Annotated in this window: 15 protein-coding genes; 14 read left to right on the top strand and 1 reads right to left on the bottom strand. The window is 39.0% G+C overall.

All coding sequences use genetic code 11. From position 1 onward, the window contains the following. Positions 1 to 55 precede the first annotated feature (55 nt). The 11 genes from flaG (at position 56) to JOD18_RS05035 (ending at position 13,450) form a co-directional block, all read left to right on the top strand. Complete coding sequence (gene flaG, locus JOD18_RS05085) at positions 56 to 436, top strand: flagellar protein FlaG (protein ID WP_204667858.1); 381 nt, start codon at positions 56 to 58, stop codon at positions 434 to 436. Positions 437 to 459: 23 nt separating this feature from the next. Then, entirely contained in the window at positions 460 to 858 is a 399-nt protein-coding gene (fliS, locus tag JOD18_RS05080; protein WP_204667857.1) for a flagellar export chaperone FliS, read from the top strand. Next, positions 855 to 1,208: a flagellar protein FliT gene (gene fliT / locus JOD18_RS05075; RefSeq protein ID WP_204667856.1), complete on the top strand. Its 354-nt coding sequence runs from the start codon at positions 855 to 857 to the stop codon at positions 1,206 to 1,208. Before fliS ends, fliT begins: the two co-directional genes overlap by 4 nt. Positions 1,209 to 1,519: 311 nt before the next feature. Beyond that, on the top strand, positions 1,520 to 2,080 hold the full coding sequence (gene hpf, locus JOD18_RS05070; protein ID WP_204667855.1) for a ribosome hibernation-promoting factor, HPF/YfiA family: 561 nt from the start codon (positions 1,520 to 1,522) through the stop codon (positions 2,078 to 2,080). Positions 2,081 to 2,529: 449 nt separating this feature from the next. Next, the gene (gene secA, locus JOD18_RS05065) at positions 2,530 to 5,040 is read left to right on the top strand and encodes a preprotein translocase subunit SecA (protein ID WP_204667854.1); all 2,511 of its coding nucleotides are present in this window, start codon (positions 2,530 to 2,532) and stop codon (positions 5,038 to 5,040) included. Between the two features lie 14 nt (positions 5,041 to 5,054). Further along, positions 5,055 to 6,159, top strand: a protein-coding gene (prfB, locus tag JOD18_RS05060) for a peptide chain release factor 2 (protein WP_204667853.1) whose coding sequence is annotated in 2 segments (ribosomal slippage) — positions 5,055 to 5,126 and positions 5,128 to 6,159 — 1,104 coding nt in all. Because the reading frame shifts where the segments join, the coding sequence is not laid out codon by codon here. Positions 6,160 to 7,018: 859 nt separating this feature from the next. After that, positions 7,019 to 7,705: a cell division ATP-binding protein FtsE gene (ftsE, locus tag JOD18_RS05055; protein WP_204667852.1), complete on the top strand. Its 687-nt coding sequence runs from the start codon at positions 7,019 to 7,021 to the stop codon at positions 7,703 to 7,705. After that, a complete protein-coding gene (gene ftsX, locus JOD18_RS05050) occupies positions 7,695 to 8,588 on the top strand; it encodes a permease-like cell division protein FtsX (protein ID WP_204667851.1) in 894 nt (297 codons plus the stop codon). Before ftsE ends, ftsX begins: the two co-directional genes overlap by 11 nt. 34 nt (positions 8,589 to 8,622) lie before the next feature. Next, positions 8,623 to 10,266, top strand: coding sequence for a murein hydrolase activator EnvC family protein (locus JOD18_RS05045; RefSeq protein ID WP_204667850.1), 1,644 nt, complete (start codon positions 8,623 to 8,625; stop codon positions 10,264 to 10,266). A 287-nt stretch (positions 10,267 to 10,553) separates the two neighbouring features. After that, positions 10,554 to 12,035, top strand: coding sequence for a S41 family peptidase (locus tag JOD18_RS05040; protein WP_204667849.1), 1,482 nt, complete (start codon positions 10,554 to 10,556; stop codon positions 12,033 to 12,035). A 257-nt stretch (positions 12,036 to 12,292) separates the two neighbouring features. Continuing rightward, on the top strand, positions 12,293 to 13,450 hold the full coding sequence (locus tag JOD18_RS05035; protein WP_204667848.1) for a PDZ domain-containing protein: 1,158 nt from the start codon (positions 12,293 to 12,295) through the stop codon (positions 13,448 to 13,450). A gap of 14 nt (positions 13,451 to 13,464) precedes the next feature. Here the strand turns inward: JOD18_RS05035 and JOD18_RS05030 are convergent, their stop codons facing one another. Then, the gene (locus JOD18_RS05030) at positions 13,465 to 16,698 is read right to left on the bottom strand and encodes a DEAD/DEAH box helicase (protein WP_204667847.1); all 3,234 of its coding nucleotides are present in this window, start codon (positions 16,696 to 16,698) and stop codon (positions 13,465 to 13,467) included. Between the two features lie 158 nt (positions 16,699 to 16,856). On the opposite strand from JOD18_RS05030, the gene JOD18_RS05025 reads away from it, so the two are divergent. The 3 genes from JOD18_RS05025 (at position 16,857) to uvrA (ending at position 23,696) form a co-directional block, all read left to right on the top strand. Further along, positions 16,857 to 18,440, top strand: coding sequence for a peptide chain release factor 3 (locus tag JOD18_RS05025; RefSeq protein WP_204667846.1), 1,584 nt, complete (start codon positions 16,857 to 16,859; stop codon positions 18,438 to 18,440). 412 nt (positions 18,441 to 18,852) lie between these two features. Continuing rightward, positions 18,853 to 20,838 carry an excinuclease ABC subunit UvrB gene (gene uvrB, locus JOD18_RS05020; protein WP_204667845.1) on the top strand — a complete coding sequence of 662 codons (1,986 nt, stop codon included), beginning with the start codon at positions 18,853 to 18,855 and terminating at the stop codon, positions 20,836 to 20,838. 5 nt (positions 20,839 to 20,843) lie between these two features. Further along, positions 20,844 to 23,696: an excinuclease ABC subunit UvrA gene (gene uvrA / locus JOD18_RS05015; RefSeq protein WP_204667844.1), complete on the top strand. Its 2,853-nt coding sequence runs from the start codon at positions 20,844 to 20,846 to the stop codon at positions 23,694 to 23,696. Positions 23,697 to 23,759: the final 63 nt, after the last annotated feature.

Genomic DNA, 23,759 nt, shown 5'->3' with positions numbered 1-23,759 from the left:
ATTTTTCGTTAGTTGCCGATAATAAGAGAAAAGAGAATAAGGAGCTGACTTTGTCATGGAAATTGGTAAAATGATCACTGGGTCTCCACTCATGCAATCAGGCATACTATCTGAACAATCCAAATCCGCAAGAGCGCGATCCAATAACCATGAACAAACAACAAGTAAAGTGACACAAGATACAAACATGGTAACGCAAGAATCAGATGTAACAGAAGAACAGTTAGGAAATATGATCGAAGGTATTAATTCATTTTTAGAAACAGCCAATACAGGGATTCGATATGAGCTGCATGAAAAGCTCGATCGCTATTTTGTAACTATCATAGATAAAGATACCGACGAAGTGGTGAAAGAAATACCACCGAAGAAGATGTTAGATCTTTATGCATCAATGTTTGAATATATGGGGTTTTTAGTAGATAAAAAAATTTAAGTGAAAAAGAGGAGTGTTTCTGTATGGCTTACCAACAATATCAAGCATACCAGAATAATTCTGTGAATACAGCCACGCCAGGCGAACTAACACTCATGTTATACAATGGTTGTTTAAAGTTTATCAAACAAGCAAGAAAGGCACTGGAAGAGAATAACTACGAAAAAAAGAATACGATGATTCAGAAAGCTCAGAATATTATTCGTGAGTTGATGGTGACTCTCGATCCTAATGCAGCGATTGCTAAGCAAATGATGCCTTTATATGACTTTGCCTACCACTCTTTAACACAGGCTAATATAAAAGATGATCTTGAAGCCTTAGATCAAGCCTATGGTATTATGGAGGAATTTCGTAACACATGGAAGGAAGTTGTTCAAAAAGAGAGAGTAAGACAACACGGGAATGGTGTGAATGCATGAGAAAGCATATTACCGCCTATATCGACACCACGAAACAAATATTGGATTTAATAGACAAGGCAAAAAGAGAGGAACGAGACAGATTGATTGAGCGGATCGAGCAATTAATCACAAAACGCGAAGAAAGTAAAAATAATATCCGCCCGCCTTTTTCAGAATCCGAAATAGCACTTGGCAAGCAGGCAGTCGAGCTTGATCAGCAATTGGAAAAAGCACTTGCACTAGTTATGAAGCATATCAAGCATGATATGCACAATACGAAGAAACAATCGAAATCAAATGATTCTTATTTGAATCCATACAAGCATGTAGCCAGCTTTGATGGCAGATTTATGGATTCCAAGAAATAAACACTTCGTCCCTATGACGAAGTGTTTTTGTTAAAAAGTAAAGTAAGTACATCCAATACCCGCCATTATTAGCTATTTCAGAAAAAATAACCCCTGCAGAAGCCCAATCTCTACGTTTTTAATAGGGCCTTTGCGCTTTTCGTTCGGATAGGAAAAGTTAGGTAAATCAAGGGGGAAAAGCTAATGTTTTTTATTCGTTAAGAAATTGTAAAATAATTATGAATATTATTCGTTTAACTTATCCAAAGTGTGGTATTATTAAACTATAAAGCTAAAGGTTAGCTTTATAGTTTGAAAGGAGGACACTTTTTATGAAATACAACATCCGAGGAGAAAATGTAGAAGTAACAAATGCAATTAAGGAATTTGTAGAACGTAAAATAGGGAAACTTGAAAGATATTTCGATACACCTCCCACTTCTGATGTAAATGTAAATATAAGTGTCTATAATGAGGAGCAGCAAATAGAGGTGACTATTCCAATGTCCAATCTACTGTTGAGAGCAGAGGAACAGCACATTGATTTGTATGCTGCGATTGATCTTGTTGTTGACAAATTAGAGAGACAAATTCGTAAACACAAAACGAAAGTAAATCGAAAATTCCGTCAGCAAGGTTCTCCAAAACATGTATTTGCTGAACTAGAGAAAGAGGCAGTTGAGGCAAGACAAACAGATGAATTTGATGAAGATGAAATAGAAATTGTAAGAACAAAACGGTTTGATTTAAAACCAATGGATTCTGAAGAAGCGGTATTGCAAATGGACATGTTAGGACATGCCTTCTTCGTATTCGAAAATGCCGTAACAGGTAATACCAATGTAGTGTACCGCCGAAGGGATGGCAAATACGGGCTAATTGAGCCTAGTTAATATAATACTTAGAAAGGACGGTCTACCTAGGTGGACCGTTTTTTTATGCGGAAAATTATATTGAAAAAAATGGCTTATAGCCAAAATTTTTTGATGAAAGGTTTCTTTTTTTGCTATTGCAAAAAGTACCGGTAAACAACAGTATTTAAACTTTAATAAATGGTTATCCTGCTAAAAAGACATTTCCAGCTGAAAGAAACCAGGTTTCTTAACGTCTAATCATTAGCAATTTACCTTTTTAGATAATTGGAGATTAGGGGAGAGTGTGGTATAAAAAGGGTAACTCCATTTTTCGAAGGAGGAGGATCGCCCTCCAATCTTATATTCTCCTCCTTTCTTCTTTTTTTGCGGAATATTTTCAATTTTGCGGTGCAAGTGTTATGATTAAGAATGGAAAATAATTTTAAGGAAATGTATCGATTTCATGATGGAAAAGAGGAGCGGCTAGAATGCGAGGATTATTGAAAAAAGTATTCGGTGATGGTACCCAACGCCAAGTGAAAACTATGGAAAAGCTTGCAAACGAAATAGATGCGTTAGAGCCATCGATACAACAACTATCAGATAATCAATTAACCAATAAAACAGAGGAATTTAAACAAAGATATGAACAAGGGGAATCATTGGATGATCTCTTGGTAGAGGCATATGCAGTAGTTAGAGAGGCTTCTAAGCGAATATTAGGTATGCGACCGTTCCATGTTCAACTGCTTGGTGCTATTGCTATGCATAAAGGTGATATTGCAGAGATGAAGACAGGGGAAGGTAAAACACTAGCCTCCACTATGCCTGCCTATTTAAATGCCTTGACCGGTGAAGGTGTACACGTGATTACGGTTAATGATTATTTGGCTGAACGTGATGCACGTCAAATGGGAGAATTATATCAATTCCTAGGGCTATCGGTAGGACTGAACCAAAATGGGATGGACAAGGATGCTAAGCGTGACGCATATGCAGCAGATATTACGTATGGTACCAACAATGAGTTTGGTTTTGATTATTTACGTGATAATATGGTACTGTACAAAGAACAAATGGTACAGCGCTCATTGCACTATGCTATCATAGATGAGGTCGATTCCATTCTTATTGATGAAGCAAGAACACCACTGATTATTTCTGGTACGGCACAAAAATCGGCCAGTTTGTATCAGCAAGCCAATATGTTTGTCCGCACATTAAAACAAGAAGATGACTACACATATGATGAGAAGACAAAAGCAGTGCAATTGTCAGAAGATGGTATGACCAAAGCAGAGAAGTTCTTTAAAGTCGATAATTTATTTGATCTCAATAATGTTTCGCTCACTCACCATATTAATCAGGCACTGAAAGCACATGTGTCTATGCACAAAGATACAGATTATGTGGTAGAGGAAGACCAAGTGGTGATTGTTGATCAATTCACAGGCCGACTAATGAAAGGGCGTCGATATAGCGATGGTCTTCATCAAGCTATTGAGGCAAAAGAAGGACTGCCTATCCAAAATGAAAGCATGACATTAGCTTCGATTACATTTCAAAACTATTTCCGGATGTATGGAAAGCTTGCTGGTATGACTGGTACAGCCAAGACAGAAGAGGAAGAATTCCGCAGTATCTATGCCATGGATGTTATTGTCATTCCAACTAATAAAGAGATCATCCGTGAGGACAGACCTGATTTAATTTATAAGACAATGGGTGGCAAGTTTAAGGCTGTTGTGGAAGAAATTAATCAGCGCCATCAAGTCGGACAGCCGGTTCTAGTAGGTACAGTGGCTGTAGAAACATCAGAATTGATTTCAAGCCTATTAAAAAAGGCAGGCATTAAACATAATGTCTTAAATGCAAAAAACCACTACCGTGAAGCAGAAATTATTGAAAATGCGGGTCAGCAATATGCAGTAACGATTGCGACTAATATGGCTGGACGTGGTACAGATATTAAACTTGGGAAAGGTGTTCGTGAACTAGGCGGACTTGCCGTTATTGGTACAGAACGACATGAATCAAGACGGATTGATAATCAGCTGCGTGGTCGTTCCGGGCGCCAGGGAGACCCGGGTATTACACAGTTTTATCTTTCTATGGAAGATGAGTTAATGCGCCGTTTTGGTTCTGATAACATGAAGAAGGCGATGGACCGTCTAGGTATGGATGATTCGCAGCCGATCGAAAGCAAGATGGTATCAAGAGCAGTAGAATCGGCACAAAAACGAGTTGAAGGAAACAACTATGATGCCCGTAAAACAGTCCTTTCCTATGATGATGTTTTGCGTCAACAACGTGAGATTATCTATAAACAACGTTTTGATGTAATTGATTCTGATAACCTCCGTGGTATTATTGAGCAAATGATCCGCACATCTGTGGAGCATACGGTTAATTCATATATTGCTGAAGATACAGAAGAAGGTATGAATACATCTGGTTTGATCGAGTATATTCATGCTAACTTGTTAGAGGAAGAATGGATCAAGGAAAGTGACCTCAAAGGAAAAGATAATCAAGACATTATCGAATTGGTCATGAAAAAAATTAATGAGAAGTATGATTATAAAGAGGAAGAATTTACACCTGAGAAAATGCGTGAGTTTGAGAAGGTTATTTTACTTCGTACTGTTGACACGAAATGGATGGACCATATTGACCAAATGGATCAGCTCCGTCAAGGAATTCATTTGCGTGCATACGGTCAGAATGATCCATTGCGCGAATATCAAATGGAAGGCTTCGCTATGTTTGAGGACATGGTTATGAATATTAATGAAGAAGTCGCGAAGTACATTATGAAGGCTCAAATCAGAGAGAATATTAAACGTGAAGCAGTAGTAAAAGACACACAGGAAGTTTCAGGCGATACCAGTGAGAAGAAGAAAGTCAAGAAACCATTTGTGAAGGCGCAGGAAGTAGGCAGAAATGACCCATGCCCTTGTGGCAGCGGAAAAAAATACAAACACTGTCACGGAAGATAAGATGAGGTGGAAGAATGGAATTAGTAGAAATTAAACAACAGTTAAACAAAATGGCTAATCGGTTAGCGGATTTTAGGGGGTCTCTTTGACTTAGATGTAAAGAGAGCCCGTATTGCTGAGTTAGAGGAACAAATGGCTGATCCAAACTTTTGGGATGATCAACAGCAAGCACAGAAGCTGATAGCTGAATCCAATGGTTTAAAGGAATTAGTAGACACCTTCGATAAAAATGAGGAAGCATTGGAGAATGCGGAGGTCTCTTATGAATTAGTAAAAGAAGAAAATGATGAGGAGCTTCATCAAGAACTGGAGGCAGAAGCCCAAGCCTTAGGAGAGGCTCTCAATCAATTTGAATTATTTATTCTGCTTAATGAACCATATGACAAAAACAATGCAATATTAGAGCTGCACCCAGGTGCTGGCGGAACGGAATCTCAAGATTGGGCCAGTATGCTGTTACGTATGTATACGAGATGGGCAGATGCTAAAGGATATAAAGTCGAAACCTTGGATTATCTCCCAGGTGAAGAGGCCGGTGTGAAAAGTGTTACCTTGTTGATCAAAGGACATAATGCCTACGGTTACCTAAAAGCTGAAAAGGGTGTACACCGCTTAGTGCGAATTTCACCTTTTGACTCATCTGGCCGACGCCATACTTCTTTTGTATCGTGTGATGTAACACCTGAATTAGATGATGATATAGATATTGAAGTAAATGCTGATGATATCAAAATTGATACCTACCGTTCCAGTGGCGCTGGGGGACAGCATGTCAATACGACAGACTCTGCTGTCAGGATTACCCACCTGCCAACCAATACAGTTGTGACGTGTCAATCAGAACGTTCGCAAATAAAAAATCGTGAGCAAGCGATGAAGATGTTGAAAGCCAAACTGTATCAATTAGAAATAGATAAACAAAAGCAAGAGATGGCTGCCATTCGTGGGGAACAAAAAGAAATAGGATGGGGAAGTCAGATCCGTTCTTATGTTTTCCACCCGTATTCCATGGTGAAAGATCACCGAACAGATCAAGAAACAGGTAACACACAAGCCGTAATGGACGGCGAGATTGATGAGTTTGTTGACGCTTATTTACGATCAGTAGTAAATGAATAAACGAGAATAGTATAACGATAGAGAGTGAGTAGCTTGGTCTGGAAACAACATAGTACTTCCTCCTATCGTTTTTTATTTTCTACAGGATTTTTCTTCGCATTTTTCCCCCTTATTTGCTTATTAGTACCATCTCCCACTTTAATAGAGCATTTTGACGAAAAATGGTTGTTTGTTTAATGATACAATGCGGGGGGATTTAACAGGTGCATGCTCCAAATGATAAAAGAGTTCATCATTTGTTCAAATTTAAAAATCAATATAAAAGCAGATGAAAAGGGATTTTTCCAAAAGCAATAAGGCTTATTTTTCCTCTTCTCTCTAATTTATTCCCATTGAAATGAAATTGTAATAAAAATTTAGCCGAAAAATAACGAAATTAATGTTATAATGTAGAAGGTTATGGAGATATGTTATTACATAATAGGACAGAATATTTTACCATAGAGACATATGTACTAATACAACTTATTAAAACCATCAATTGAGAATGGTTATCCTTTTTTATTCAACGTATAGAAGTTCGGGAAGCATTAGGTGCTCCAGAAATATGTCGTACTTTGTGAGTTTGTGCAAACATGTGCAACCCAGTAAAAAAACTATATGTGCATATTTCTTCCACTAACTTATGTTTACGTGTATTTTCCACAACAAAAGATGAGGCAAGCAATAAACGCTGCCCCTGCAAGAAGTAAGTTAACTAATCTTTCTAACAATAAAAATAAGAGTTAGTCTGTAAGAGAAGCAGATATCTCGCCTGTCAAACAGCAAAGTACCAAGTACACACTTCTTGGCTTTTCTTAGGTAACGCTTTTTTTAGTGGAAAGAAATCTCTTAAAATGAAATGTAAAGGTGATTATATATGATTGAAATGAAAGATGTATATATGACATATCCAAATGGAGTTGTAGCTCTAAATGGAATTAATGTGAAGATTAAACAAGGTGAATTTGTTTATATTGTAGGTCCTAGTGGTGCGGGAAAGTCCACATTTACAAAAATGTTATTCCGCGAAGAAATACCAACTAAAGGAACTGTTACCGTAAATCATACAGATACGACCAAGTTGAAATGGAGAGAGGTTCCTCACTTCAGAAGAAATGTGGGTGTTGTCTTTCAAGACTTCCGTTTACTCCCGAAATTAACTGTGTACGAAAATATTGCTTTTGCCTTAGAAGTAATAGAAGTAGCGCCTAAACAGATTCGTGAACGAGTATTACAAGTACTTGACCAAGTTGGATTAAAGAATAAAGCACGATTTATTCCTGATGAATTATCTGGAGGGGAACAACAACGTGTGACGATTGCACGTGCGATTGTTAATAAACCCTCTTTATTAATAGCAGATGAACCGACAGGAAATCTCGACCCTGAGACTTCGTGGGGAATTATGAAGATCCTAGAAGATATTAATGCAAGTGGCACGACCGTTCTAATGGCGACGCATAGTAAAGAGATTGTAAATACCATTAAGAAGCGGGTAATTGCAATTGAAGACGGCGTTATTGTACGGGACGAACATCGAGGAGAGTATGGATATGAAATTTAGAACTTTAGGTCGACATATAAAAGAAGGAGCTAAAAACACCTGGCGAAATGGCTGGATGACAGTAGCTTCGGTTGGAGCTGTTACGACAACACTTATTTTAGTAGGTGTATTCTTGGTTTTAATGCTGAATTTAAATCATATTGCCGATGAGCTGGAGCAGGATGTACAGATTAAGGCACTGGTAAGTTTAACGACGGAAGAAGAAGACATTAGTACAATTGAAGAGAATATCGAGAATATCCGAGGAATAGATGAGATCGAATTCTTAACCAAAGAAGAAGAGTTAGCGAATCTGGTTGAGAGTTTCGGTGAACAAGGACAAGCATGGGAATTATATGAGCAGGATAATCCATTAAATGACGTTTTTGTGATTAGTGCTACAGATCCCCAAGATACAGAAAGAATAGCACAGGAGATTGAGGGGATTGATCATATTGATCGTGTAAATTACGGTCAAGAATATGTAGATACACTTTTCCAGTTTAATAACTATGCTCGAAATGTAGGGCTGGTATTGATTGTGGCACTAGTATTTACCGCTATATTTTTGATCTCTAATACGATAAAGATTACTATTCTTGCTAGAAAGAAAGAAATTGGGATTATGAAGTTAGTTGGTGCTACTAATAGTTTTATTCGTCTCCCGTTCTTTGTAGAAGGATTATTATTAGGGATACTAGGAAGTCTTGTTCCGATAGGAATCATTCTTGGAGGTTACTACTATCTGACCCAAAATTTAGTTGTGTTCCAAGAATTTAATTTTATAAAGATACTGCCATTCTTCCCATTCGCACTGCAGGTTGCTGCAATAATTATCGGTATTGGTGCAACAATAGGGGTTTGGGGAAGTCTGATGAGTGTTCGTAAGTTCTTAAAAGTATAAAAAGGAATTTTTTCAGAGAGGGGAATAATGATTTATGCGAAAAGTAACTGTAGCAATGAGTTTCCTCATATTGTTTACCACTTTTTTAACTGCTCAATCTGTATCTGGTGAAACAATAGGTAATGTACAACAAGAACTAGACTCATTACAACAGGAACAAGATCGAATCAATCAGGATGCGAATAACGCCAAAGAGAAAAAGCAGCAAACAGAACAAGAACTTTCAGAAAATCAATCTAAACAATTGGAAAATCAGAGCGAGTTGGATCAGATTAATGCGGAATTAAAAGAAACTCAAGCACAATTGGAAGAGAAACAGCAAGAAGTATCGGAAACAAACGATAAAATAGCTGATACCGAAGCCGATATTAAACAAACAGAAGAAGAAATTGAAGCCGTAAAGGCCGAAATTAAACGCTTGAATGAAGAAATCGAACGATTAAAAGAAGAGATCATTGAGTTAGAAGAAAAGATCGCTGCTCGTGAAGAACTATTAAAACAAAGATTGCGCTCTATGCAGCAAAATGGCGGAAATACGACTTACTTAGAAGTACTTATGGGTGCTCAAGACTTTGGAGATTTTATTAACCGTGCAACGGCAGTTAATAAAATCATGGATTCTGACAAGAAGATTATGGAAGAACAGGAAGCTGATAAAAAACAGCTGGAAGAAAATAAAATAGCCGTTGAAGAAAATAAGCAAGCAATCGAAGATAATAAAAAAGCTCTAGAGGATAAACAAGCCTCTTTAAAAGAAAGTAAAGCAGAGCTGGAAGAAGAGAAAGTAACACTTGTTTCACAAGAGAAAGAACTGGAAGAAATTGAAGATACATTAAATGGTCAAATGAAATCCAAAGAAGAGATCCTTGCTCAATTAGAAGTGGAAGAAGAGGAGCTTCATGAGGCAAAATTATCTCAAGAAGAAGAGGAACAGTTAATTGCCGCCCAAGCAGCTTCTGTTGAACAAGCTATTGCCGAAGCAGAATCAGAAAAAGAACGACTAGAGCAATTAGCTAAGGAAGAGGAAGAACGTAAAGAGCGTGAGCGTCAAGAAGCAGAACGTAAGGCTGCGGAAGAAAAAGCTGCTCAAGCGAAAGCCGATGAGGAAAGACAAGCCCAAAGTCAGGCTCAGCCAGAGACAAAGACTGCAACACCGAAAAAGAGTAGCAGTTCTAGAGCTCCTTCTACTAGCAGCAGTGGCGGTTCAAGCAGTGGCGGCTCTACAGAGACGGCCGAACCTGATACACCAAGCGCCCCTTCAAGTAATAGTTCAGGCTTCATTCGTCCCACAAGCGGACCAGTTACATCACATTTTAATCCAGGGCGTGCACATCCAATCTATGGTGATGTGAGACCGCATAATGGAACAGACTTTGGTAGCCGTTCTTCTGCAGACTCCATTATCAAAGCCTCTGCTGGCGGAGTTGTTTCTTATGCAGGATGGATGAGTGGGTATGGCAATACAGTGATGATTACTCATCATATTAATGGTCAAACCTATAGTACCTTATATGGCCATTTAAACAGTGTGCAGGTATCTAGTGGACAATCTGTCAGTCAAGGACAGCAAATTGGTATTATGGGTTCAACTGGTGATTCGACAGGTGTACACTTGCACTTTGAGATTCATCCAGGCGGATATAAAAACCCTGTCGATCCATTACAATATATCAAGTAAAGCAGTACTTTTATGAGACTATAGGCTAATTAGAACTGGATCTATGTCATGAATAAAAAAAGACATCACAAAAAACTTGTGATGTCTTTTTTAAACCTTCATAATATAGAGATAAGGGTCATTATCTAGTGAATAGTGTTATCTGGTCATACTCAGAAGTTATCCGAAAGGCTTACTGCCTAAACCTAAGCTAACGGTCACTTCATGTGGTGGTAAGTGTTACTGTTCATTCATGTAAAGATCAGTCCCCAATAATAAAAGTCTCATTCTATAAACGAGGTGGAGTAATGAATGTAAGTAAGGGAAAATTTATTTTGATGTTGATATTATCAGCATGTCTTGGAGCTGTATTGATGTTTGCTGGTGTATCTATTATAAGCGGCAATTTTTTGATAAATGATGAACAAGGTAATCTAGCAAACTCCGATCAGGGGTTATTTTCTGGTTCACAAAGTGAACTGTCAGAGCAGCAGCTAGAAAACATGTCAAAAATCGCCAATGCTTTTTCAATTATTGAACAAAACTATGTAGAAGAAGTAGAAGAGAATCAGTTAATTGAGGGAGCCATTCAAGGAATGCTGGAGTCCTTGAAAGATCCATATAGTGTATATATGGATCAGGAAACGATGGAACAATTTAATGAACAGATTGAATCTTCTTTTGAAGGAATTGGAACTGAAGTATCCATGGTAGATGGCAAGGTGACGATTATTGCCCCTATTCAGGATACTCCAGCCGAGAAGGCAGGTTTACGGCCGAATGATCAGATTATTTCAGTGGATGGGGAAAGCTTAGAAGGATTAGATGTACATGAAGCCGTAAATAAGATTCGAGGAGAAAAAGGAACCCAAGTAGTCTTGGAAATTCAGCGGCCTGGAGCAGAAGATATGCTGGAAATTGAGATTACCCGAGACTCTATTCCTATTGAAACAGTCTTTGCGGAGACAGAAGAAGTGAATGGTAAACTTATCGGTATATTACGATTGACCTCTTTCTCTGAAGGAACCGCAAGTGATATGGAAGAAGAGTTAGTCCGGCTGGAAGATCAAGGCATTGAGGGGCTGGTTATCGATGTGCGTGGTAATCCAGGCGGTTTATTGCCAGCTGTGGAAGAGATTCTTAAGAATTTTATCCCAAAAGACAAAGCCTATATGCAGATTGAAGATCCAACAGGGAAGAAAACAAGGTATTTCTCTGACTTGGAAGAAGCTAAAGAATACCCTGTTGTTACCATAGTTAATGAAGGTAGTGCCTCGGCTTCCGAGATATTAGCTGCCGCCTTAAATGAAGCTGAAGGTTATGATATTGTCGGTGAAACATCATTTGGTAAGGGAACCGTCCAACAAACAGTTCAAATGGGGGATGGCAGTACAATTAAGATTACCACATTTAATTGGTTAACGCCTGAGGGTAATTCCATTAATGAAGTGGGTGTTAAGCCAACCGTTGAACAGGACATGCCAGAATATTACTATACGAACCCTATTCAAATTGATGAACCGCTTGTTTATGATCAAAGCAACAACCAGATAGCAAACATACAGCTGATTTTAGAAGGATTAGGCTATCAGCCAGAACGAACAGACGGCTATTTTAATGAAGCTACTAGAGAAGCTGTGGAACAGTTTCAAGCCGATCACGATATAGAGGTTTCAGGTGAAGTAGATGAGGTAACCGCTGAACTGATGCAAACCGAAATTATTGAGAAAATCAGGGACGGGGAAGACGACCTGCAATTGGAAAAAGCTATAGAAGTAGTAGCACAGTAAGCAATAAGAAAGCATCTGATGTCAAATTGAACTGCACCCCAATTGTTAGACACAAATCTAATAATTGGAGGTGCAGTTTTTTAGTCCCATTTTTCAAACATTATAGACACTTGCAGCCATATATGATCATTCATTCCTGTTTTTCTATGAACTTGTCCATCTGACCCATTGCCAAATCTTCTTTTTTTGCCCATAATAGAGATACGATATTTTTACAAGATAATAGATTCTTGTTTGGTGAAGAGGAGTTGTTGTGGGTGGAATGGGTGATTGAATCAGGCTTAACGATCGGCCGTGCGTTTTTGCAGCCATTTATTTATTTGTTTGTCCTGTTTATCTTTCTAAGTGGATACATAAGAATTAAAAAAGATCGGAAGAATATAGGTTCTAAGGTTTATTCATATTTTTATGAAGCGAGATATACATTATCTATATCCATTATGATGGGGATCGGCATCTCGATCCTGTCTATTGTCGGTGGGTTTGCTTTTTCCTTACCATTTGCACTGTTAACAGGTGTGATAATGTTGATAGCAGGGATAGCAGGCCGTTTCAGTTGGTTATCGGCTGGGTATACCTTATCTATTGCGGGTCTTATCACAGCAGTGATTCAATTATTTGGTGCAGCATACCTACCTGCATTTATGATGGAGATGTTCCAAGATGTCCATCTGATTTTTATTCCCTTTCTGATTGGAATGCTGCTGATAGCAGAAGCATGGCAGTTATCGAAAGTGCGCAGTGAGGAAACCTTCCCAGAATATATTGATAGTGGCAGAGGGAAAAAAGTAGGGCAACATCGAATCAAGAAAATAATGCTTATTCCGTTTATAGCATTAGTTCCGGGCGGATGGCTGGAACCATTTGCTGATTGGTGGCCGTTGATTGATATAGGAGAAAACTCCTATGGGTTGATTCTAGTGCCATTTTTGCAGGGATTTGAATATGTAGCAAAAACTCGTTTACCACAGCAAGCAGGTAAATGGCTGGCAAAATGGAATTTGTTATTAGCCTTCGTGATTTTGGCATTATCGATTGCTGGTTATTTTGTGACTTGGATTACCTATATTGCATTGGCGCTGGCTTTGTTAGGCAAAGAGTTTATTGTTTACTATTATCGTAATCAGGAACACAACCATGCCGTATACTTTCAACCCCATCACCAGCACTTGCTTGTATTAGGTGTTATCGCAGATACGCCAGCAGTGGATTTAGGCTTGGTACCCGGTGAACAGATAGTGAAAGTAAATGATGTGAAAGTATCTACTGAAGAGGAATTTTACCATGCAGTAAATCAGAATCGTGCTTACTGTAAAATAAGTGTACGAGATTTGAATGGGGAAATCCGCTTTGCTCAACGAGCCTTATATGAAGGTGAACATTATAATTTGGGAATATTATTTGTATCCAAATAATAAAACAGGAGGCCTTAATGGCTCTCCTGTTTTTCATTAAACTGTAATAATTCACGGATTTCCTGTTCAGATAACTTTGATAACAGGGTTTCGCCTGGTTGAATAATTTGATCAACTAATTCCCGTTTTTTATGTTGAAGTTGATAAATTTTCTCTTCGATGGTTCCTTCTGTAATAAAGCGAATCACTTGTACGACATTTTTTTGTCCAATACGGTGTGCCCTGCCTGCAGCCTGTTCCTCTACTGCCGGATTCCACCATAAGTCGTACAGGATTACTGTATCGGCGCCTGTCAGATTAAGTCCTGTTCCTCCTGCCTTTAATGAGATCAGAAAGAAACCTCGTTCTCCATGATTAAAAGCCTCCACCATTTCCATGCGTTGTTCAGATGGGATAGAGCCGTCTAAGTAAAACACTTCTTTTCCATTTTGAACCAATGTGTCCCGGATAAGTGCTAACATACTGGAAAACTGAGAGAAAATCAATGTCCGCTTGCCGTTTGTTTCTAGTTCATCTGTCAATTCCATTAATTGATCGAGTTTGCCCGATTTTCCATTGTAGTTTTCTAAAAATAAACTAGGATGACAACAGATTTGCCGCAATCGTGTTAATCCGGCAAGTATTTGTATTTTACCTTGTGCAAAACTCTTGCTGGCAATACTTTCATCCAGTTCGGCTTGAATACGCTGCAGATAGCCAATATAGACTTCCTTTTGTTCCTTGGTTAATTCTGAATATTGAACAGATTCAATTTTGTCAGGAAGCTCATGCAGTACTTCTCGTTTTACCCTTCTTAAAATAAACGGGCGTGTGATTTTGGCAATGTAATCTGTCTTTAACTGACTAAATGTCTTTTTACTACCGAATAATCCTGGTGAAATGGTATAAAAAATCGACCACAATTCATCTAATGCGTTCTCGATCGGTGTCCCGCTTAATGCAAAGAATTGTTTCGCCTGTAAAGAGCGGACGGCTTTGGCTGTTTGGGTCAGGTGGTTTTTGACAGCCTGTGCTTCATCAAGAATAATGCAGTGGAAAAGTTCATTTTTATACATTAAATAGTCTTTGCGCAAGGTCGGGTAAGAAGTGATTAGGATATTCGTATTTTGATGTGTTTGTAATAATTGCTCCCGGTCGTGTTTATTGCCGATTAATACTGCCGAAGTTAGGCTGGGGGCAAATTTTTCGATTTCCTTTTGCCAGTTATATAATAAAGAAGCTGGTGCAATGACCAATGCCTGATAAGGCTCTTTAGCTTGCTGTGCTTCGGATAATAAATAACTGATTGTCTGTAATGTCTTCCCCAGCCCCATATCATCTGCCAGTATCCCGCCCAAATGATAATGGGATAATGTCTTCATCCATTGAAAACCAGTAATTTGATAATCACGCATATCTGCTTGCAGCTGGTCTGGCAGTTCAAATTCTAATAGCTCGGGATGCTTTAGCTCCTGCAGCATTGTTTCGAATGCTTCGCTGTAACGGAAATCGGTCTTATTTAATGCATCCTCTACTTGAAAAGTACGAGCGGCGGGAACTTTGATATCTCCTTGCTGCAGCTGTCCTTTCGTGAGTTGTAAAGACTGCTGTAATTGCCGGAAGGATTGGAAATCCTCTCTTTCCAGAGAAAGCAGTGCACCATTTGGAATTCGGTAGTAATGTTTTTTCTCAATTAGAGCCTGTAGGATAGCTTGAACATTCTGCTCAGAAATGCCTTCAATATTAAAAGAGATATCAAGCATCCCTTCATTTGGCTCATAGTCAATCCTGGATTGCAGTTGAATATCATCTAATCCTGCTGTCATTTGTTTTACACTTCGGGTTAAATAGACAGAAGCGATCTGTTGCAGTTGAATAATTCCATCATGAATGAAGTGAAAGACAGCTGCATCGTTAAATAGATAATAGGTTTGATTCATTTCAATAAATGCTTCTTCTTGAAGACATTCTACTACTTGCTGTTCTTGATAGGTATCCCTTTTAACGATTTTGCTGGTTTCGGCTTCTAAAGAAAAAGGCGTAAAAACCTCTTTGCCATAATGATATTCGACTATTGCTTTTAAGGCACCATCCATTTCATCGATATACACCTTTGCTTCTAGTGGCTCGGTATTGATCTGCTGCTCCATGTTCTCCGTCATAGACAATTGGCCGACCTGTTCGAACTGCGGGATAACATGTTGAACAAAATCATTCATTTCTGCCGCTGAAATAGTTTGTTTGAGCTTGCTTTGAAAAGGAGCAACACGAAACAGCTTTTCCATGATCATTTTTTGTTGAAAACTTAATTTATAAAAATGTTGTTCATGAATCACATAGTTGTAGCTTTCCAGAAAATAATAGTCAGATAAGTCGGTCATTTCAAGTGTATAACGGCTTGAAGAATGATAATCCAGCTTGAATTGCAACTGATTTCCCATAGGGCTTACATCAATATAAGGATATTCTTTACTGGAAGTAGTCTTGAAATAATAAGACAGTTCTTGTAAATGTGCTAATAATCGATCAATCAAGCTCGGCGGTATCAGAATACTTCGCGGCTGCTCCATTTTTAGGATATAGTTGTTGCCTAATAATTTTTCTTGTTCTAAGCAAGTAACTAACATCTCCATCATGCGGCGATCCTTTGCTGAAAAGGTGTGGTTCTCAGGCTGGAACGTATAGCTTTGATTGATTTTATAAGGCTCATTCTTTTGAAAGGCCTTGATAAATTCTCGAATATCGCGAATAACATAGGGACGTTTATCACCAACTTTGGCTTCCAGGGTTAAAATATATTGTGCGTTTTTGTTGGATTTGGTTAAGGCTAAGATATATTCCGTTTGAATAACGAGTGATTCACCACTTGTTGTTTTTTGCTGTCGGAAAGTATGCAGCAATTGCTTAGCAAATAAGTCAGTTTCTTGTGCAGGTATAGTTGATGTGCTGCGATCGACTGCAAATCTTTTGCGGCGATTGGATTGTGATTCTTGTGTAATAGCCAGCAGTACAGCTGCGATGTGTTTACATGTGTCGAATGTCTCAAATGCAGGACAATTACAAGTAGCATCTACATGCAGATCTTTCTCGAAATAAATTCTGACTGTGTAGACCTTGGATCCTTTCACCAGCCCGCGCCAGGAATTCGCATCCGGATTATAGGAAAGACCATACACCTTGCCATTTTCATAATAGGTTTTGCCTCGTTTATAAAAACGCTCACCCGTCAGGCTGCGGATTGATTCTTTGGTCATATTAATTTGCTGCAAAACGATCCCATCCTTATTAAAAGAATTCATCATTACATTATAACAGATTCTACCGTTATTCACATCTTGATACTGTTTTTTCTTCAGATAAATGTTAAAATAGGAAAGGCTATAAGCATAGAAAGATCGGATAGTGATTGTAGAAAGAAGGTAAATAGATGGATTTACAAGAACAAGTACAAAAAAGAAAGACGTTTGCGATTATTTCCCACCCGGATGCCGGTAAAACGACAATGACGGAAAAGCTATTACTATTTGGGAATTTGATTCGCTCAGCTGGTACGGTTAAAGGTAAAAAATCAGGTAAATATGCTACCTCTGACTGGATGGAGATTGAAAAACAACGTGGTATTTCTGTTACTTCCAGTGTGATGAATTTTGATTATAACAGCTATAAAGTCAATATTTTGGATACACCAGGTCATGAAGATTTCAGTGAGGACACCTATCGAACCTTAACAGCGGTAGATAGTGTGGTGATGATTATTGACGCTACAAAAGGGATCGAGGCACAGACGATTAAGCTATTTAAGGTATGTAAAATGCGCGGAATACCCATTTTTACATTTATTAATAAATTAGACCGTGAAGGCAGGGAACCGCTCGATTTATTATATCAAATTGAAGAGGTTTTAGATATTGAAACGTATCCAATGAATTGGCCGGTAGGAATGGGAAAACGTTTCTTAGGGATTCTTGATCGTTATAACGATCAATTTATTCAATTTAATGGGAATGAAGAAGAGACATATATTCCGCTGGATGAGATGGATCAGACTGCCATAGCTCAAGACGCAACCTATCAAGAAACATTAGAAGAATTAGAATTAATCAATGAAGCAGGGGATCAGTTTTCCTTAGAACGGGTACTAGCAGGAGAACAAACACCGGTATTCTTTGGCAGTGCCTTAGCACCATTTGGGGTACAGACATTTTTTGATACCTTTATCCAATTAGCACCAGCGCCAGGTCCGCGTCGGACGGAAGACGAAGTAGTGGACCCGGACAATCCAGATTTCTCAGGCTTTATTTTTAAGATTCAAGCCAATATGAATCCTCAGCATCGAGATCGTATTGCCTTCTTACGTGTCTGCTCAGGCAAGTTTGAGCGAGGCATGAATGTAACACTTGCCCGTACAGGGAAAACCATTCGCTTAGGGCAAACTCAGCAATTTGTTGCTTCCTCCAGAGATACTGTAGAGGAAGCTTATGCCGGTGATATTATTGGTGTATATGATTCTGGATCTTACCGGATTGGAGATACCTTACTAGATGGTAAGCTGAAAAGCGAGTATGATGAATTACCACAGTTCCCGCCAGAAATGTTCCAACGTGTATCTGCTAAAAATGTCATGAAGGCAAAACAATTTAGAAAAGGACTGGAACAATTGGTTCAGGAAGGGGCCATTCAGCTGTTTCGCGGGTATCCAATCGATTCATTGATTATTGGCGCAGTTGGCCAACTGCAATATGAAGTGTTTCAGCACCGCATGAAGAATGAATATAATGTCGAGGTACTGTTGGAATCGATAGGGGATCGTATCCCACGCTGGCTAAAAAAAGAGCAAGTCGATCCAAGTATGTTTGATGAACGAAACTTACTTGTCAAGGATAGAGAAGAGGATTTTCTAGTTTTGTTTAAAAATGATTTCGCCTTGCGCTGGTTTGTGGATAAGCATCCAGAAATAGACTTAATTGATTTATATGAAGTTAACCAATACGACCAAACAACCTACAGCTAATGTGGGTTGTTTGTTTTCTATATAGAACGGAACAAGGAGATGATAGGCTGCGTTTAATAAGAGGGGGCACTATGCCTGGATAATTTATCTGGCAAGACCTCCATTTCAGGAAAAAGAAGACAAAATGGGAAAGAACGGACACTAACGATCTGATAATCCACACAGTATAACATCAATAACTCCAATTTTGCCATCCCCTCTTATATTGGGTCAAAATAAAGGTCATAATGGGAATATGATCAATTGAAACAAGAAAAACGCAAACGTATCTTTTTTCGAATAAAAAAGAATTAGGTATAATAAAAGAACTGCTAATAAATCTTTCCAAAAACAACAACGAATATTTGTTCGCTTTTTGTGCAGAAATAGTGTATACTAATTCTAGATAGAGGAAAGAGAACGGAGGGGCATAATGGAAGAACATACTTTTTCATTACAATCACCATATCAGCCGCAAGGAGATCAGCCAAAAGCTATCAAAGAATTAGTGAGTGGTGTGAAAGAGGAGAAACGCCATCAAACTTTACTTGGTGCTACTGGTACAGGTAAGACATTTACAATTAGTAACGTAGTCAAGGAAATTAATCGGCCTACATTAGTTATTGCCCATAACAAGACATTGGCTGGTCAATTATATAGTGAGTTTAAAGAATTTTTTCCAAATAACGCAGTGGAATATTTTGTGAGTTATTATGATTATTATCAGCCAGAGGCCTATGTACCCTCAACAGATACTTTTATTGAAAAAGATGCCAGTATTAATGACGAAATTGATAAATTGAGGCACTCTGCCACATCTGCTTTATTTGAGCGGAATGATGTCCTGATTGTAGCTAGTGTATCTTGTATCTATGGTTTGGGTTCACCAGAAGAATACGGCAGTCAAGTGCTTTCACTTCGTGTTGGAATGGAAAAAGAGCGAGACGAACTATTGCGATCGCTCGTAGCTATTCAATATGCGCGCAATGACATTGATTTTCAACGTGGTACATTCCGTGTGCGCGGAGATTCTGTTGAAATTATCCCAGCTTCAAGGGAAGAACAGTGTGTGCGAGTCGAATTTTTTGGTGATGAAATTGATCGGATTCGGGAAGTAGATGCCTTAACAGGAGAAATTATTGGTGATCGGGAACATATTGCTATCTTTCCAGCGTCCCACTTCGTCACCCGTGAAGAAAAATTAAAGGTAGCCATGGAAAATATCAAGCTGGAATTGCAAGAACAGCTCCAACGTTTTAGAGAGGAAGATAAGTTGTTGGAGGCACAGCGTATTGAACAGCGGACCAATTATGATTTAGAAATGATGGCAGAGATGGGCTTTTGTTCAGGAATTGAGAATTATTCCCGTCATTTGGCCTTAAGGGAAGCAGGCTCGACTCCATATACTTTATTAGATTACTTTCCAGACGATTCCTTGATCGTCATTGATGAATCTCATGTTACATTACCACAAATTCGTGGTATGTATAATGGGGACCAGGCGAGGAAACAGGTGCTAGTTGATCATGGTTTTCGTTTGCCATCCGCACTGGATAACCGCCCTTTAAAATTTGAAGAATTTGAAGAGAAGGCCAATCAGCTAATCTATGTTTCTGCCACACCTGGACCTTATGAATTAGAACATACACCAAGGATGACGGAACAAATTATCCGGCCTACCGGCTTGATAGACCCCGAGGTTCGGGTTCAGCCAATTGAAGGACAGATTGATCATTTAATCGGTGAAATTAATAAGCGTGTGAAAAAGAATGAACGTGTATTGGTTACTACGTTAACGAAAAAGATGTCGGAAGATTTAACCGATTATTTGAAAGAAATCGGGCTGAAGGTTGCTTATCTTCATTCTGAGATTAAGACCTTGGAACGAATTGAGGTTATTCGCGATTTGCGTGTTGGTAAATTTGATGTGCTTATTGGGATTAACTTGTTACGGGAAGGATTAGATATCCCAGAGGTATCATTGGTTGCAATTTTAGATGCTGATAAGGAAGGATTCTTACGGTCGGAGCGTTCTTTGATTCAAACAATGGGACGAGCGGCTCGTAACGAGAACGGTCTCGTTATTATGTATGCAGATAAGATCACCGATTCGATGCAGCAAGCAATAGATGAAACCTATCGTCGTCGTGAAATCCAGATAGCATACAATGAAAAACATGGTATTGTACCAAAAACGATTAAAAAAGAGGTACGTGATGTTATTCGCGCGACAATAGCGGCAGAAGAAGAAGCGACTTATGAAACAAAGTCAAAAGAAATAAGTAGAATGACGAAGAAAGAAAAGCAAAAAGTAATCGAAAAAATGGAACAAGAAATGAAAGATGCTGCCCGAGCGCTTGACTTTGAGCGTGCTGCAGAACTTCGTGACCTTGTTTTAGAATTGAAAGCAGAAGGGTGAAATAAATGGCACAGAAATCCATTTCGATAAGAGGTGCGAGAGCACATAATCTTAAAAATATTTCATTAGATATACCAAAGGATAAATTAGTTGTTTTAACGGGTCTTTCTGGTTCTGGTAAGTCTTCCTTAGCGTTTGATACGATATATGCGGAAGGACAGCGTCGTTATGTCGAGTCGCTGTCTGCATATGCCCGTCAATTCCTAGGTCAAATGGATAAGCCTGATGTGGATTCGATCGAGGGTCTTTCGCCAGCAATTTCGATTGACCAAAAAACAACAAGTAAAAACCCACGCTCCACTACAGCAACCGTAACAGAGATCTATGATTATATGCGGCTGTTATTTGCCAGAATCGGTCATCCGATTTGTCCGATCCATGGGGAAGAAATCAGTTCACAAACAGTTGAACAGATGGTAGACAGGGTGATGGAATATCCGGAACGGACGAAATTACAAATCTTGTCCCCGGTGATTTCAGGCAGAAAAGGAACCCATGTAAAGGTATTGGAAGATCTGCAAAAAGAGGGTTATATCCGACTTCGTATTGATGGGGAAATGCGTGAGATAACCGATGATATTCAATTAGATAAAAATAAAAAGCATTCGATTGAAGTAGTAATTGACCGGATTGTTGTGAAGGAAGGGATCACCGGTCGATTAACAGATTCTTTAGAAACAGCGCTTCGGTTAGGTGAGGGAAAGGTAATTGTCGATATTATCGGAGAAGAAGAACTGTTATTTAGTGAAAATCATGCCTGCCCCATTTGTGGATTTTCAATCGATGAATTAGAACCGCGCCTGTTTTCTTTTAACAGTCCATGGGGGGCTTGCCCTACCTGTGATGGTTTAGGGTCACAATTAGAGGTGGATGTGGATTTAGTTGTGCCAGATAAGAAGCTGTCATTGAACGAAGGGGCGATTGTTCCTTGGGAGCCAATTAGTTCACAATATTATCCGCAGCTGCTTAAGAGTGTTTGTGATCATTATGGAATCGATATGGATACACCGGTAGACAAGTTACCGAAGAAACAATGGGATAAAATATTGTATGGCAGTGGTAAAGAGAAGGTCCATTTTCGTTATGAGAATGATTACGGTTTACTCCGCGAAAATGACATTCAATTTGAGGGAGTTATTCAAAACATTTCCCGCAGATATCATGAAACATCTTCTGACTTTATTCGTGAGCAGATGGAAAAATATATGACACAGAAGGCGTGTCCAAGCTGTAACGGATATCGACTTAAAGATGAGGCATTAGCTGTCAAGGTTAATGGAAAGCATATTGGTGAGGTAACGGAACTATCAGTGACAAATGCATTAGACTTTTTTCAAAACCTAAACCTGTCAGAAAAAGAAAAGCAAATTGCACATATGATTATCCGTGAGTTAGATGATCGCTTATCCTTTCTAATTAATGTCGGACTCGAATATCTCACTTTATCTCGTTCATCTGGTACCTTATCTGGTGGAGAGGCACAGCGTATCCGGCTGGCAACACAAATCGGTTCAGCCTTAACTGGAGTGCTCTATGTATTAGATGAGCCGTCAATTGGGTTACATCAACGCGATAATGACCGATTGATTGCGACATTGGAACGGATGCGTGATTTAGGTAATACCTTAATTGTTGTAGAACATGATGAGGATACCATGTTAGCTGCTGATCATCTGATCGATATTGGACCAGGTGCTGGTGAACATGGAGGGGAAGTAGTCGCTCAAGGAACACCAAAACAGGTGATGAAGAAAAAGAAATCCTTAACAGGCCAATACTTGTCTGGAGCAAAGTTTATTCCAGTCCCGGCCAAACGGCATGAACAAAATGGAAAATACTTAGAAATTATCGGTGCAGCAGAAAATAACTTAAAAAATGTAGACGTCAAGATTCCGATTGGTCTCTATACAGCAGTTACTGGTGTCTCAGGATCTGGAAAGAGTACACTGATAAATGAAATTCTGCATAAGAGTTTGTCTGTTCAGATTAACCGAGCGAAAAGGAAGCCTGGAAAACACCAAGAGATCCGAGGTATCGAACATATTGAAAAGGTGATTGACATTGATCAATCACCAATTGGTCGAACGCCAAGATCTAACCCAGCCACTTATACTGGTGCCTTTGATGATATTCGCGATGTGTTTGCACAAACCAATGAGGCGAAGATTCGCGGCTATAAGAAGGGACGTTTTAGTTTTAATGTCAAAGGCGGACGTTGTGAGGCCTGTCGCGGGGATGGAATTATTAAGATAGAGATGCACTTCCTGCCTGATGTCTATGTTCCTTGTGAAGTGTGTGAGGGCAAACGCTACAACCGAGAAACATTGGAAGTTAAGTATAAAGGTAAAAATATTGCGGATGTTCTAGATATGACTATTGAAGAAGGGTTACACTTTTTTGAAAATATCCCAAAAATCAAACGAAAAATGGAAACCATTTATGATGTAGGTTTAGGTTATATTCGTCTGGGACAGCCTGCGACGACACTCTCAGGGGGAGAAGCACAGCGTGTAAAGCTGGCTAGTGAATTACACCGCCGTTCTAATGGTAAGTCGCTGTATATTCTGGATGAGCCAACAACTGGATTGCATATTGATGATATTTCTCGTTTGCTTGAAGTGATTCAAAGACTAGTCGATAATGGCGATACGGTAGTTATTATTGAGCACAATTTAGATGTGATTAAAGCTGCTGACTATATTATTGATCTGGGTCCGGAAGGTGGCGATGGCGGCGGGATGATTGTGGCTACTGGTACACCAGAAGAAGTGGCAGAGGTCGCAGATTCCCATACAGGTGCTTATTTAAAACCTATTCTGGAAAGGGATAAAGAAAGAATGGCTGTGTTGATCAAATAATAATGTTGAAACACTGTCTAACTTGTGGAGGATACTTCCAAGCTGGGCAGTTTTTCACCTCTT

The sequence above is a fragment of the Gracilibacillus alcaliphilus genome (assembly GCF_016909015.1).
Classification (GTDB): Bacteria; Bacillota; Bacilli; order Bacillales; family Amphibacillaceae; genus Gracilibacillus; species Gracilibacillus alcaliphilus.
Note: the sequence above shows the minus strand (reverse complement) of the source record. Positions and strands in the feature narration are given on the sequence as shown.